Origin of the sequence: Streptomyces sp. CG4 (genome assembly GCF_041080655.1) — a bacterium.
Taxonomy (GTDB): domain Bacteria; phylum Actinomycetota; class Actinomycetes; order Streptomycetales; family Streptomycetaceae; genus Streptomyces.
The window spans coordinates 6683608-6696221 of record NZ_CP163525.1; the positions used below are offsets into that span (position 1 = coordinate 6683608).

The window sequence follows — 12614 nt, forward strand, 5'->3', positions numbered from 1 at the left end:
TCGCCACCCGCGCAGACCGCACTTCCTGCTGTTTCTACGCGCGTCCGGCCATAGACGCAGCAGGCAGACCGGTCCGGCACGCGTTGTTCTCATGGGCGCACGTCACCGCGTCGTACGCCCCGACGCCGACGTCGGCGAGGTTGCGCAGGCTGTCCGTGCCGGGCTGGAAGTAGCCGGCGTGGCCCTGTGCGTCCCGGGCGGACAGCACGCGCGCGCCGAACCCCGAGGACACCGGATCGGCGCCGTGCCCGAGCCCGCCGAGCTCCAGATACGGAACGTCCTGGATCCAGTCGGTGGCGTCCCGCATGGACCACACCCGGGCCCCGGTGTCCAGGCCGGAGGCGCTGGAGACCCGCATGCCGGGGCTCGCGGCCACCGCTATGTCGGTCACCCGGCGGGGCAGGACGTGCGTGGCGGCGACGCCGCAGACCACCGTGCCGTAGCTGTGGCAGACCAGCGCCACCGGGGCCCTGCCGGGCAGGCCGCCCAGCAGGGCGTTCAGCCGTACGGCGCCCTCCTCGGCGCGCAGTCCGGTGGCCGCGTCCACCCCGACCCCGTCCGGGGCGGTGTAGTCGGCCCAGGCGATCACGGCGGTACGGGTCGAGGGGCTCTGCGCGCGTTCCGCCGCGTACAGCGCCTGGCCCATGCCGACCGGGGCGCTGTACGGGCGGTAGGTCTTCTGGAAGGTGAGCAGATCGGTGTCGACGCCGGGGACGACGACCGAGATCCGCTCGGCCCCCTCCAGGTCCCCGAACACCTCCGCGACGCGGCCCGAGCCCTCGGGGTCGAAGGCCAGGATCTGCCGGCCCGGGGTCAGCAGGGACTCGTAGCGGTGCATACGACGGCCCGCGTCCTGGTGGCCGGCCGCGCTGAGACGGCTGTCGTGCATGCGCTTCTTCTCGACCTTGCGGGCCTGCTCCAGCGCGATGTGGTTGGCGCGGTAGCGCAGGCCGGCCGGGGCGCCGTTCATGTTGCCGACCGCGAGCGGGTAGCGGTGGGCGAGTCGGGCCTGGTCCTCGGGGCCGAGGGAGGCGAAGAAACGGCTGAGCCGGGCCGGTGCGGCCTCGGGATCCGGCAGATGGAGGCCGGCGATGCTGCCGTGCCGCCACTTGGCGAGCGAGGCCTGCAGCGCGGTGGACTCCCGGTGGGTGTGCAGGGCGGTCCAGCCGGTGGTCGCGAGCATCACGAACACCACGGCCAGCGCCAGCAGTGCGCGCCAGACGTTCAGTTGCGGGGAGGTGTCGAAGGAAGTCACTGGGAGGACACACTAGGAGAACGAGAGGGTCTCGCGGTAACCGAGTGATGGGGATCACGTTTCGTGGATCTTCGAACGCCTCGTCAACGATCTCACTCGGAGCGCCAGTTCCCGGTGAGTGCCGACCCCACCTGATCGAGGTGGGACGCGGTGAGTTGACGGATCGCCGCCAGGCTGAAGTCGTCGCCCGTGCACCACTGCCGCTCGGTGACCCTTATCACCCCGCCGAACACGGCCACGGCGAGTCGCGGCCGCGGGTCGGCGTCCACGTCCACGCCCTCCCGCTCGGCCAGCAGCCGCGCGATCGTCTCCTCGGTGGCCGCCGAGCGGCGCAGATGAGCCGCGAGCAGCGCGGGTGTCGACTCGATCGTCCGGTACATGCGCAGATACAGCTCGACCGGGACGGCCGACTCGACGGTCCCGCGGATCGCGTCCCAGCCCTCCAGGACCGCCTGCCGCAGCGCCTCCATCGGCGCCTCGTGCGCGGGCCGCGCCCGTACGGCGGCCACGAAGCGCTCCTCCGTCATGGCCTGCACCGCGAAGGCCACGTCCTCCTTGCCGGCGAAGTAGCGGAAGAAGGTGCGCGGTGAGATGTCGACGGCCTCGGCGATCTCGTCGACGGTGGTGTGCTCGTACCCCTGAGACGTGAACAGTTCCAGAGCGGCCCGCAGCAGGGCCTCCCGGGTGCGCTGTTTCTTGCGTTCGCGCAGTGTTTCCATGCGTGTCAGTTACTGACGGATGAAATAGTTTGTCAATTGTCATACGCTGTCACTAACCTCGAACGCATGACTAGTCGGACCACCATCGACGCGACGGGGCCGGGGGACGCGCTACCGGAAGCCCCGCTCGAGTCGCCCCCGGCCGCGGGGCTGCGCGGTCATCCCTGGCTCACCCTCATCACCGTCGCCGTAGGCGTCATGATGGTGGCCCTCGACGGCACCATCGTCGCCATCGCCAACCCGGCGATCCAGAAGGACCTGGGGGCCACCTTCGCCCAGGTGCAGTGGATCACCAACGGCTACTTCCTCGCCCTCGCGGTCTCCCTGATCACCGCGGGCAAGCTCGGTGACCGCTTCGGCCACCGGCAGACCTTCCTCATCGGCGTCACCGGCTTCGCCGCCGCCTCGGGCGCCATCGGCCTGTCGAACAGCATCGCCGCGGTCGTCACGTTCCGCGTGTTCCAGGGCCTGTTCGGCGCGCTGCTGATGCCGGCCGCGCTCGGCCTGCTGCGAGCCACCTTCCCGGCCGAGAAGCTCAACATGGCCATCGGCATCTGGGGCATGGTGATCGGCGCGTCCACCGCGGGCGGCCCGATCCTCGGCGGTGTCCTCGTCGAGCACGTCAACTGGCAGTCGGTGTTCTTCATCAACGTGCCGGTCGGCGCCCTCGCCCTGACCCTGGGCGTGCTGATCCTGCTCGACCACCGCGCCGAGAACGCCCCGCGTTCCTTCGACATCCTCGGCATCGCGCTGCTCTCCGGCGCGATGTTCTGCCTGGTGTGGGCGCTCATCAAGGCCCCGACGTGGCACTGGGGCAGCGGCAGGACGTGGACCTTCATCGCCGCGTCCGTGGTGCTCTTCGCCGCGTTCTCGTTCTGGGAGACGAGGGTCAGGGAGCCGCTGATCCCACTCGGCCTCTTCCGCTCGATACCCCTGTCGGCGGGCGTCGTGCTGATGGTCCTCATGGCCATCGCGTTCATGGGCGGCCTGTTCTTCGTGACGTTCTACCTGCAGAACGTCCACGGCATGAGCCCGATCAACGCCGGCCTGCACCTGCTGCCGCTCACCGGCATGATGATCGTCGGCTCCCCGCTCGCCGGTGCCGCGATCACCAAGCTCGGCCCGCGCATCCCGCTGGCCGGCGGCATGATCGCGACCGCCGTCGCCATGTACGGCATGTCGACGCTCAAGGCCGACACCGGCAGCGGTGCCATGTCCGTCTGGTTCGCGCTGCTCGGCCTCGGCCTCGCGCCGGTCATGGTCGGCGCCACCGAGGTCATCGTCGGCAACGCCCCCATGGAGCTGTCCGGTGTGGCCGGCGGCCTCCAGCAGGCGGCCATGCAGATCGGCGGCAGCCTCGGTACGGCGGTGCTGGGCGCGGTGATGGCCTCCAAGGTCGACAGCGACCTGGCGGGCAACTGGACCGGGGCCGGGCTGCCCCAGCTGACCCCGGATCAGCTGGGCAAGGCCTCCGAGGCGGTGCAGGTCGGTGTGGCGCCGGTGCCGAAGGGGGTACCGGAGCAGGTCGCCGCGAAGATCACCGACGTCGCCCATCACACCTTCATCTCCGGCATGAGCCTCGCCTCCCTGGTCGCGGCGGGTGTCGCGGCCGTCGCCGTCTTCGTCGCGCTGCTCACCAAGCGGGGCGCGAACGCAGAGGCGGGAGCGGGCGTGGGCCACGTCTGAGCCTGCCTCGGCCTGGGTTTCTCTCGCGGAGTTTCGCCTATCAGGGTGACTTCGCTAAAGATCCCTCGCACCGGGCGCGCGCCGCGGTTCACAGTGGGTCAACTCCTCCGCAGGGCATGGGAGGACCGTCGGTCCGCGGCGCGCGCAGCGGAGGGGGCTGCGCGTGCCTGGGCCTGCGGCGCCTGGGCCGGGCGGCAACTGGGCGGGGGCTGCGTGTCCGTTGCCGGGTGCGAGTGAGTGGTGGGCTGGTCGCGCAGTTCCCCGCGCCCCTGAGCAAGTTGCAGCTCGCCTACCTAGGGGCGCGGGGAACTGCGCGAGCGACCACATACGACTCGCACCCGGCAACGGGCACGTAGCCCCACCCCAGTTGCCGCCTACGCGTCTCCTCCCGCCGCCCCCGGATGCGCCGCCGAGACATCCAGCAACTGGTACCGGTCAATGGCTTGCTTCAGTGCCGAGCGGTCCACCTTCCCCTCCCGGGCCAGTTCGGTCAGCACCGCGACGACGATCGACTGCGCGTCGATGTGGAAGAAGCGGCGCGCCGCCCCCCGGGTGTCGGCGAAGCCGAAGCCGTCCGCGCCGAGCGACTGGTACGGACCCGGCACCCACCGCGCGATCTGGTCCGGAACCGACCGCATCCAGTCGGACACGGCCACGAACGGCCCCTCGGCGCCGCCGAGCTTCCGCGTCACGTACGGCACCCGCTGCTCCTCCTCCGGATGCAGCAGGTTGTGCTCCTCGCACGCGACCGCCTCGCGGCGCAGCTCGTTCCAGGAGGTGGCCGACCAGACGCCGGCGCGCACGTTCCAGTCCTCGGCGAGGATCTTCTGCGCCTCCAGCGCCCACGGGACCGCCACACCGGACGCCATGATCTGCGCCGGGACCGAGCCCGCCTGGCCCTCGCTCAGCTGGTGGACGCCCTTGAGGATGCCCTCGACGTCCACGTTCTCCGGCTCGGCCGGGTGCTGGATGGGCTCGTTGTAGACCGTCAGGTAGTAGAAGACGTCCTCGCCGTGCGGGTGCTCCGCGTCGGCGCCGTACATGCGGCGCAGGCCGTCCTGCACGATGTGCGCGATCTCGTACGAGTACGCCGGGTCGTAGGCCACGCACGCCGGGTTGGTCGAGGCGAGCAGCTGCGAGTGGCCGTCCGCGTGCTGCAGACCCTCACCGGTCAGCGTCGTACGGCCCGCGGTCGCGCCCAGCACGAAACCGCGCGCCAGCTGGTCGGCCATCTGCCAGAACTGGTCACCCGTGCGCTGGAAACCGAACATCGAGTAGAAGACGTAGACCGGGATCAGCGGCTCGCCGTGCGTGGCGTAGGCCGAGCCCGCCGCGATCAGCGAGGCCGTGCAGCCCGCCTCGGAGATGCCGTCGTGCAGCATCTGGCCGGTCGGCGACTCCTTGTAGGCCAGGAGCAGATCGCGGTCCACCGCCTCGTACTGCTGGCCCAGCGGGTTGTAGATCTTCGCGCTCGGGAAGAAGGAGTCCATGCCGAACGTGCGGTACTCGTCCGGCGCGATCAGCACGAAGCGGCGGCCAATCTCCTTGTCCCGCATGAGGTCCTTCAGCAGCCGCACGAACGCCATCGTCGTGGCGATGGACTGCTGACCCGAGCCCTTCTTCACGCTCGCGTACGTCTTGTCGTCCGGCAGCGCGAGCGGCTTGGAGCGCACGACGCGGGTGGGGACGTAGCCGCCGCACTGCTTGCGCATGTCGTGCATGTACTGGATCTCGTCGGTGTCCCGGCCCGGGTGGTAGTACGGCGGCGGGCCGGACTCCAGCTCCTTGTCGGAGATCGGCAGGTGCAGGCGGTCCCGGAAGCGCTTGAGGTCGTCGACCGTCAGCTTCTTCATCTGGTGCGTGGCGTTGCGGCCCTCGAAGTTGGGGCCCAGCGTCCAGCCCTTGATCGTCTTGGCCAGGATGACCGTCGGCTGACCCTTGTGCTCCTTGGCCGCCTTGAACGCCGCGTAGATCTTGCGGTGGTCGTGACCGCCGCGGCCCAGGTGCAGGATCTGGTCGTCGGTCATGTTCTCGACCATCGCGCGCAGCCGGTGGTCGTCGCCGAAGAAGTGCTCGCGGATGTACGCGCCGGACTCCGTGGCGTACGTCTGGAACTGGCCGTCCGGAGTCGTGTTCATCTTGTTGACCAGCACGCCGTCGCGGTCCTGCGCGAGCAGCGGGTCCCAGGTGCGGTCCCAGACCAGCTTGATCACGTTCCAGCCGGCACCCCGGAAGACCGACTCCAGCTCCTGGATGATCTTCCCGTTGCCGCGCACCGGGCCGTCCAGGCGCTGGAGGTTGCAGTTGACCACGAAGGTCAGGTTGTCCAGGCCCTCGCGCGCGGCGATGGACAGCTGGCCGAGCGACTCCGGCTCGTCCATCTCGCCGTCGCCGAGGAACGCCCAGACGTGCGACTTGGAGGTGTCGGCGATATCGCGTGCCGCCATGTAGCGGTTCATCCGTGCCTGGAAGATCGCGCCGAGCGGGCCGAGACCCATGGAGACCGTCGGGAACTCCCAGAAGTCCGGCATGGAGCGCGGGTGCGGATAGCTGGACAGGCCGTCGGGGTACTTCGACTTCTCCTGGCGGAAGCCGTCGAGCTGGTTCTCGGTGAGCCGGTCGAGCAGGTAGGCGCGCGCGTAGATGCCGGGCGAGGCGTGGCCCTGGAAGAAGACCTGGTCGCCGCCGTCGCCCTCGTCCTTGCCGCGGAAGAAGTGGTTGAAGCCGACGTCGTACAGGGAGGCCGAGGAGGCGAAGGTGGCGATGTGGCCGCCGACGCCGATGCCGGGGCGCTGGGCGCGCGAGACCATCACGGCCGCGTTCCAGCGGGTCGCGTTGAGGATCTTGCGCTCGATCTCCTCGTTGCCCGGGAAGAACGGCTCGTCCTTGGTGGCGATGGTGTTGACGTAGTCCGTGCTGCGCATCTCGGGCACGGACACGCGCCGCTCGCGGGCCCGCTCGATCAGACGGAGCATGAGATAGCGGGCCCGTTCCCGGCCGCGCTCGTCCACGGCGGCGTCGAGCGAGTCGAGCCACTCCTGGGTCTCTTCGGGATCGAAGTCAGGAACCTGACTCGGAAGGCCGCCAATGATGATCGGATTGCGATCGGATCCGGAAGCCACGCTGTTCCTTACCTGTCAGAGGGCCGGTTTTCTGCTGTTCCCTGCTTTTCCGCGCCTGCCTGCGCCGCCCCCCATCGTCTACCTCGGGGCGGCGTACGTCATCTCCACCGGTCAAAACGCAACGATACGCCCGGGGTGTGACGTGCATGGCAAAGGTGTTCGAGAGCTGGAGCAAAACAGGCAAACGCGCGTGATGTGGGCCACGCTGAATCGGGATACGGTGCCAGAAGTTGCGGTGACAAGGCCGGTATCGTCACCGTTTCGGCGGTCTGAACGGCCGGGTACTTGCGCGATCCGTCCCGCCCGTGTGGACTACGGCCAGGCACCGCGCGCACGCGCGTGGCTGAGTTTTTCCCAAAGACATGATCAGGAGGCAGACCGTGAGCGCGACCGCGGACCACGCGGAGACGAGCCTGGCCGTCAGGCTGGGGTTCCAGCCCGACCAGGTGGTCCAGGAGATCGGCTACGACGACGACGTCGACCAGGACCTCCGCGAGTCCATCGAGGAAGCCATCGGCAGCGAGCTGGTGGACGAGGACTACGACGACGTGGCCGATGCCGTGTTGCTGTGGTTCCGTGACGATGACGGAGACCTGACCGACGCGCTGGTCGATGCCATCGGGCTCCTCGAAGAAGACGGCCAGATCGTCCTCCTCACGCCGAAGACCGGCCGGGACGGCTACATCGAGCCCAGCGACATCAGCGACGCGGCGCGGACGGCCGGCCTGTCGCAGACCAAGAGCGTCAGCGTGGGCAAGGACTGGAACGGCAGCAGGCTTTCGACCCCGAAGGCCGCTACCAAGCGGTGACCGTCCCCGGTGGGTGAGCGATGCGGGGGCGGCGGTCCCTCCGGGTGACCGCCGCCCCCGCCGCCGTAGGCTGTTGTCCTCCGAACAGCCCACCGAAAGGGAAGCATCCCGATGGCGATCCAGGTCGGCGACAAGGCCCCTGACTTCGAGCTCAAGGACAACCACGGCCGCACCGTGAAGCTCTCGGACCTCCACGGCGACAAGAACGTGGTCCTCCTCTTCTATCCCTTCTCCTTCACCGGTGTGTGCACCGGCGAGCTGTGCGAGCTGCGCGACCACCTGCCGAAGTTCGTCAACGACGACACCCAGCTGCTCGCCGTCTCCAACGACTCCATCCACACCCTGCGCGTCTTCGCCGAGCAGGAGGGCCTGGAGTACCCGCTGCTCAGCGACTTCTGGCCGCATGGCAACGTCTCGCGCGCGTACGGCGTCTTCGACGAGGACAAGGGATGCGCCGTCCGGGGCACCTTCATCATCGACAAGGAAGGCGTCGTGCGGTGGACCGTGGTCAACGGCCTGCCGGACGCGCGCGATCTGAACGAGTACGTGAAGGCGCTCGACACCCTGTAGGCCGACCGTGGCCGACACCTGTGATGCTCCGGTTCCAGGGTCTGCGAGGGGCGGGAACCCGTCACTAGGATCGGCACGTTGATCCCATATCCGAAGCACGACGGGGCTCCCCGCCCCTGGACACCACATGGAGGACTCGTGGGAGTCAGCCTCAGCAAGGGCGGCAACGTATCGCTGACGAAGGAGGCCCCGGGCCTGACCGCGGTCCTCGTCGGTCTGGGCTGGGACGCCCGCACCACGACCGGCAGTGACTTCGACCTCGACGCCAGCGCGCTGCTGCTGAACAACTCCGGCAAGGTTGCCAGCGACCAGCACTTCGTCTTCTTCAACAACCTCAAGAGCCCCGAGGGCTCGGTCGAGCACACCGGTGACAACCTCACCGGTGAGGGCGAGGGCGACGACGAGGTGATCAAGGTCAACCTCGCAGGCGTCCCGGCCGACATCGAGAAGATCGTCTTCCCGGTGTCGATCTACGACGCCGAGAACCGCCAGCAGTCCTTCGGCCAGGTCCGCAACGCCTACATCCGGGTGCTGAACCAGGCCGGCGGCCAGGAGATCGCCCGCTACGACCTGAGCGAGGACGCCTCCACCGAGACCGCCATGGTCTTCGGCGAGCTGTACCGGCACGGGGCGGAGTGGAAGTTCCGCGCCATCGGCCAGGGCTACGCCTCCGGTCTGCGCGGTATCGCACAGGACTTCGGCGTCAACGTCTGACGTACGACAGCCCGCGTGTTCCGTCCGGCGCCGCACCGTTTACGGTCGGCGCCGGACGTGCAGGAAAACCAGGGAAGCACCACTAGGGGAGGACCAGCATCATGGGCGTCACGCTCGCCAAGGGAGGCAATGTCTCCCTCTCCAAAGCCGCACCGAACCTCACGAACGTCATGATCGGGCTCGGCTGGGACGCGCGTTCCACCACCGGCGCCCCCTTCGACCTGGACGCCAGTGCGCTGTTGTGCGGCGCGGGCAATCGCGTCATGGGCGACGAATGGTTCGTCTTCTACAACCAGCTCAAGAGCCCCGACGGCTCCGTCGAGCACACCGGTGACAACCTCACCGGTGAGGGCGAGGGTGACGACGAGTCGATTCTCGTGGACCTCGCCAAGGTGCCGGCGCAGTGCGAGAAGATCGTCTTCCCGGTCTCGATCCATATGGCGGACGAGCGCGGCCAGACCTTCGGCCAGGTCTCCAACGCCTTCATCCGGGTCGTGAACCAGGCCGACGGCCAGGAACTGGCCCGCTACGACCTGAGTGAGGACGCCTCCACCGAGACCGCCATGATCTTCGGCGAGCTGTACCGCTACCAGGGAGAGTGGAAGTTCCGGGCCGTGGGCCAGGGCTACGCCTCGGGCCTGCGCGGCATCGCCCTCGACTTCGGGGTGAACGTCTCGTAGCCGAAGGTCTCCCCGTCGGCTGACCTGTGGCTTTGGCGTGAAGGTTGCCCTGGGCGGCACCAAGGGTAAGGGACCCCTCTAGAATCGGGTCAATGTTTCGCAAAGCCGAGTTCGGCACGGGGGAGGCCCTCCTCTGGGAGGCCCCCAGAACACGATTGGGTAGCCAGTGCTTCTGAAAACCTTCGGCTGGTCGTTCGCGGTGACCGCGCTCGGCCTGGTCGCCGCCGTCTTCTACGGAGGGTGGGAGGGCTTCGGGGTCGTGGCGATCCTCGCCGTCCTCGAGATCTCCCTGTCCTTCGACAACGCCGTGGTCAACGCGGGAATCCTGAAGAAGATGAATGCCTTCTGGCAGAAGATCTTCCTCACGGTCGGCGTCCTGATCGCGGTGTTCGGCATGCGGCTGGTCTTCCCCGTCGTCATCGTCGCCATCACCGCGAAGCTCAACCCGTACGACGCCGTCCATCTGGCCCTCACCGACAAGGACCAGTACCAGCAGCTGGTCACCGACGCACACCCGGCGATCGCCGCCTTTGGCGGAATGTTCCTGCTGATGATCTTCCTGGACTTCATCTTCGAGGACCGGGACATCCAGTGGCTGCGCTGGATCGAGCGGCCCCTGGCCAAGCTCGGCAAGGTCGACATGCTGGCGGTCTGCATCGCCCTGATCGCCCTGCTGATCACCTCCTTCACCTTCGCCACCCAGGCCCACCAGCACGGCGGCGCCCACGTCGACAAGGCGCAGACGGTCCTGATCGCCGGTGTCGCCGGCCTGATCACGTACATGATCGTCGGCGGTCTGTCCGGCTACTTCGAGGACCGGCTGGAGGAAGAGGAGGAGCGCGAGCACGAGGAGGAGGAAGAGGCCGCCCGCACCGGCAAGAAGAAGCCGGCGGTGCTGCTGGCCGGGCAGGCCGCGTTCTTCATGTTCCTCTACCTGGAGGTCCTGGACGCGTCCTTCTCCTTCGACGGCGTGATCGGCGCCTTCGCCATCACCAACGACATCGTGATGATGGCCCTCGGCCTCGGCATCGGCGCGATGTACGTCCGCTCCCTCACGGTCTACCTGGTCCGCCAGGGCACCCTCGACGACTACGTCTTCCTGGAGCACGGCGCCCACTACGCGATCGGCGCCCTGGCCGTGATCCTCATGGTCACCATCCAGTACGAGATCAACGAGGTCATCACCGGCCTCGTCGGCGTCGTCCTGATCGCCTGGTCCTTCTGGTCCTCCGTCCGCCGCAACCGCGCACTGGCGGCCGCCGGCGAGGGCACCGACGAGCGGGCCGAGGTCTCCTCCGGGGTGTGACACCCTTGCCGGTGAGGAACGCTCTGAGCGGGGCGGCCGACACGGTCGGCCGCCCCGACGGCGTTCACCAGAGTGACCAGGGGGCGGGAATGGGCTTCTTCGACGGACTGCTGGGTGCGCGGCTCTCCGACTTCGACTCGGGCGAGGCCGCGACCGGCTCCATCCAGCTCACCGGGCGGCACCACACGGTGTCGCTCACCAAACAAGGCGCGGCCACCGGCCATCTGCGCGTCAACCTGACCTGGCGGATGCGCGCGTCCGACTTCGACGCCACCCAGCGCACCAGCCTCTTCCGCCACCCCTTCAAGGCCCTCAAGCCGCCGGAGGTCCTCGGCCACGGCCAGAGCATGGTCAACGTCGACCTGGACCTCGGCTGCCTCTACGAACTGACCGACGGCACGAAGGGCGTTGTCCAGCCGCTCGGCAACTACCTCGGCGACGTCAACGCCCCGCCGTACATCAAGCTCAGCGGCGACGACCGCTTCGGCTCGGCGTCCGGCGAGACGATGTACATCAACCTCGACCACCTCGACGCCATCAAACGCCTGCTGGTCTTCGTCTACATCTACGACCAGACCCCGGCCTTCGACCGCACCCACGCCATCGTCACGCTGTACCCCAGCAACGGCCCCCGCATCGAGATAGGCCTGGACGAACGCCATCCCCAGGCCCGCTCCTGCGCGGTCGTCATGATCGAGAACGTGAAGGGCGAGCTCGTCGTCCGCCGCGAGGTGAAGTTCGTCTACGGCTTCCAGGGCGAGCTGGACCGGCTGTACGGGTGGGGGCTGCAGTGGGGCCGGGGCTATAAGACCAAGGCCTAGCGCCGGCCCCCTGGGGGCGCGGGGCCGACATGCGCCTCCGCCGCGAGCTGCTGGGCGCGAACTCAGCGCCCGATGAACTGCGGCCCCTGCGGAGGCAACCGGAAGTTCGGGTCCACCGGCCCCACAGGCACGGGTACGGGCACCGGCACCGGCATAGGCACCGGCTGCGGATACCCGTACGCCGGCGGCGCCGACGTCAGCTGCGGATAGCCGTAGGCCGGCGGCTGCTCCGGCGGAGCCGACGGCGGTTGCTCGGGCGGAAGCGGTTCGGACGGCTGCGGTTCGCCCGCGTCCGACTCGTCCACCGAGATACCGAAGTCCGTCGCGAGCCCCTTCAGCCCGTTCGAGTACCCCTCGCCCAGCGCGCGGAACTTCCAGCCCTCCCCGCGCCGGTACAGCTCACCGCAGATCAGCGCGGTCTCCGCACCCGTCTCCGGCTTGATCTCGAAGTGCGCCAGCGGCTCCCCGTCGGCGACCGCGGCGTCGTACAGCAGGATGCACAGCGCCGGTACCTGGTCGAAGGTGATGCCGTCCGCGGACGCGACCAGCAGGATCCGGCCGACGTCCGGCTCGACACCCGGCAGATCCGACTGGATCGTGTCGGTCAGCCCCTCGGTGACCCGCCTCTTGCCCAGCCGCCACACCTTTCCGGAGGGGTGCCGGGGCTGGTTGTAGAAGACGAAGTCCTCGTCGGAGCGCACACGGCCGTCGGGACCCAGCAGCAGCGCCGAGGCATCCACGTCCGGGACCCCCTGTCCGGGTGTCCAGCGCAGTACGGCGCGGACCGTTTCGGCCTCCAGCGGGACGTTCGACCCCTTCAGCATCGCGTGCGTCATGCGGTCATCCTGCCTTCTCGGTCCTGGCCACGACAATGCGGGGGGTGGTCTCCCACGGCGCTGCCGACATGGGCGAGTTACCGGAAATTCATGCCC

General features: G+C 68.7%; 11 protein-coding genes. 7 read left to right on the top strand and 4 right to left on the bottom strand.

Features of this window, described 5'->3' with window-relative positions; all coding sequences use genetic code 11:
* Positions 1–34: 34 nt before the first annotated feature.
* Together AB5L52_RS30520 and AB5L52_RS30525 are read right to left on the bottom strand one after the other, a co-directional pair.
* Positions 35–1255, bottom strand: coding sequence for an alpha/beta hydrolase (locus AB5L52_RS30520; protein WP_369367240.1), 1221 nt, complete (start codon positions 1253–1255; stop codon positions 35–37).
* A 92-nt stretch (positions 1256–1347) separates the two neighbouring features.
* Entirely contained in the window at positions 1348–1974 is a 627-nt protein-coding gene (locus tag AB5L52_RS30525) for a TetR family transcriptional regulator (protein WP_351020712.1), read from the bottom strand.
* Between the two features lie 66 nt (positions 1975–2040).
* On the opposite strand from AB5L52_RS30525, the gene AB5L52_RS30530 reads away from it, so the two are divergent.
* Positions 2041–3660 (top strand): MFS transporter, encoded by a 1620-nt coding sequence (locus tag AB5L52_RS30530; RefSeq protein ID WP_351020714.1) that lies wholly within the window; start codon positions 2041–2043, stop codon positions 3658–3660.
* Positions 3661–4034: 374 nt separating this feature from the next.
* Here AB5L52_RS30530 and aceE read toward each other — a convergent pair whose 3' ends face one another.
* Positions 4035–6782, bottom strand: a complete 2748-nt coding sequence (gene aceE, locus AB5L52_RS30535) for a pyruvate dehydrogenase (acetyl-transferring), homodimeric type (protein ID WP_351020716.1) — start codon at positions 6780–6782, stop codon at positions 4035–4037.
* 380 nt (positions 6783–7162) lie between these two features.
* On the opposite strand from aceE, the gene AB5L52_RS30540 reads away from it, so the two are divergent.
* The 6 genes from AB5L52_RS30540 (at position 7163) to AB5L52_RS30565 (ending at position 11682) form a co-directional block, all read left to right on the top strand.
* Positions 7163–7591: a DUF3052 domain-containing protein gene (locus tag AB5L52_RS30540; RefSeq protein ID WP_351020717.1), complete on the top strand. Its 429-nt coding sequence runs from the start codon at positions 7163–7165 to the stop codon at positions 7589–7591.
* A 111-nt stretch (positions 7592–7702) separates the two neighbouring features.
* Positions 7703–8161 (top strand): peroxiredoxin, encoded by a 459-nt coding sequence (locus AB5L52_RS30545; RefSeq protein WP_351020719.1) that lies wholly within the window; start codon positions 7703–7705, stop codon positions 8159–8161.
* A gap of 138 nt (positions 8162–8299) precedes the next feature.
* Positions 8300–8875: a TerD family protein gene (locus tag AB5L52_RS30550; RefSeq protein ID WP_351020721.1), complete on the top strand. Its 576-nt coding sequence runs from the start codon at positions 8300–8302 to the stop codon at positions 8873–8875.
* Between the two features lie 101 nt (positions 8876–8976).
* The gene (locus AB5L52_RS30555) at positions 8977–9555 is read left to right on the top strand and encodes a TerD family protein (RefSeq protein ID WP_351020723.1); all 579 of its coding nucleotides are present in this window, start codon (positions 8977–8979) and stop codon (positions 9553–9555) included.
* 166 nt (positions 9556–9721) lie between these two features.
* Positions 9722–10861: a DUF475 domain-containing protein gene (locus AB5L52_RS30560; protein WP_351020725.1), complete on the top strand. Its 1140-nt coding sequence runs from the start codon at positions 9722–9724 to the stop codon at positions 10859–10861.
* Positions 10862–10950: 89 nt separating this feature from the next.
* Positions 10951–11682 (top strand): Tellurium resistance, encoded by a 732-nt coding sequence (locus tag AB5L52_RS30565; RefSeq protein ID WP_351020985.1) that lies wholly within the window; start codon positions 10951–10953, stop codon positions 11680–11682.
* Between the two features lie 62 nt (positions 11683–11744).
* Here AB5L52_RS30565 and AB5L52_RS30570 read toward each other — a convergent pair whose 3' ends face one another.
* Positions 11745–12518 carry a TerD family protein gene (locus AB5L52_RS30570; protein WP_351020727.1) on the bottom strand — a complete coding sequence of 258 codons (774 nt, stop codon included), beginning with the start codon at positions 12516–12518 and terminating at the stop codon, positions 11745–11747.
* Positions 12519–12614 lie beyond the last annotated feature (96 nt).

Coding starts and splice junctions, on each gene's coding strand:
- AB5L52_RS30570 (WP_351020727.1), bottom strand. CDS start 12,518: ATGACGCACGCGATGCTGAAGGGGTCGAACGTCCCGCTGGAGGCCGAA.
- AB5L52_RS30565 (WP_351020985.1), top strand. CDS start 10,951: ATGGGCTTCTTCGACGGACTGCTGGGTGCGCGGCTCTCCGACTTCGAC.
- AB5L52_RS30545 (WP_351020719.1), top strand. CDS start 7,703: ATGGCGATCCAGGTCGGCGACAAGGCCCCTGACTTCGAGCTCAAGGAC.
- AB5L52_RS30555 (WP_351020723.1), top strand. CDS start 8,977: ATGGGCGTCACGCTCGCCAAGGGAGGCAATGTCTCCCTCTCCAAAGCC.
- AB5L52_RS30530 (WP_351020714.1), top strand. CDS start 2,041: ATGACTAGTCGGACCACCATCGACGCGACGGGGCCGGGGGACGCGCTA.
- AB5L52_RS30525 (WP_351020712.1), bottom strand. CDS start 1,974: ATGGAAACACTGCGCGAACGCAAGAAACAGCGCACCCGGGAGGCCCTG.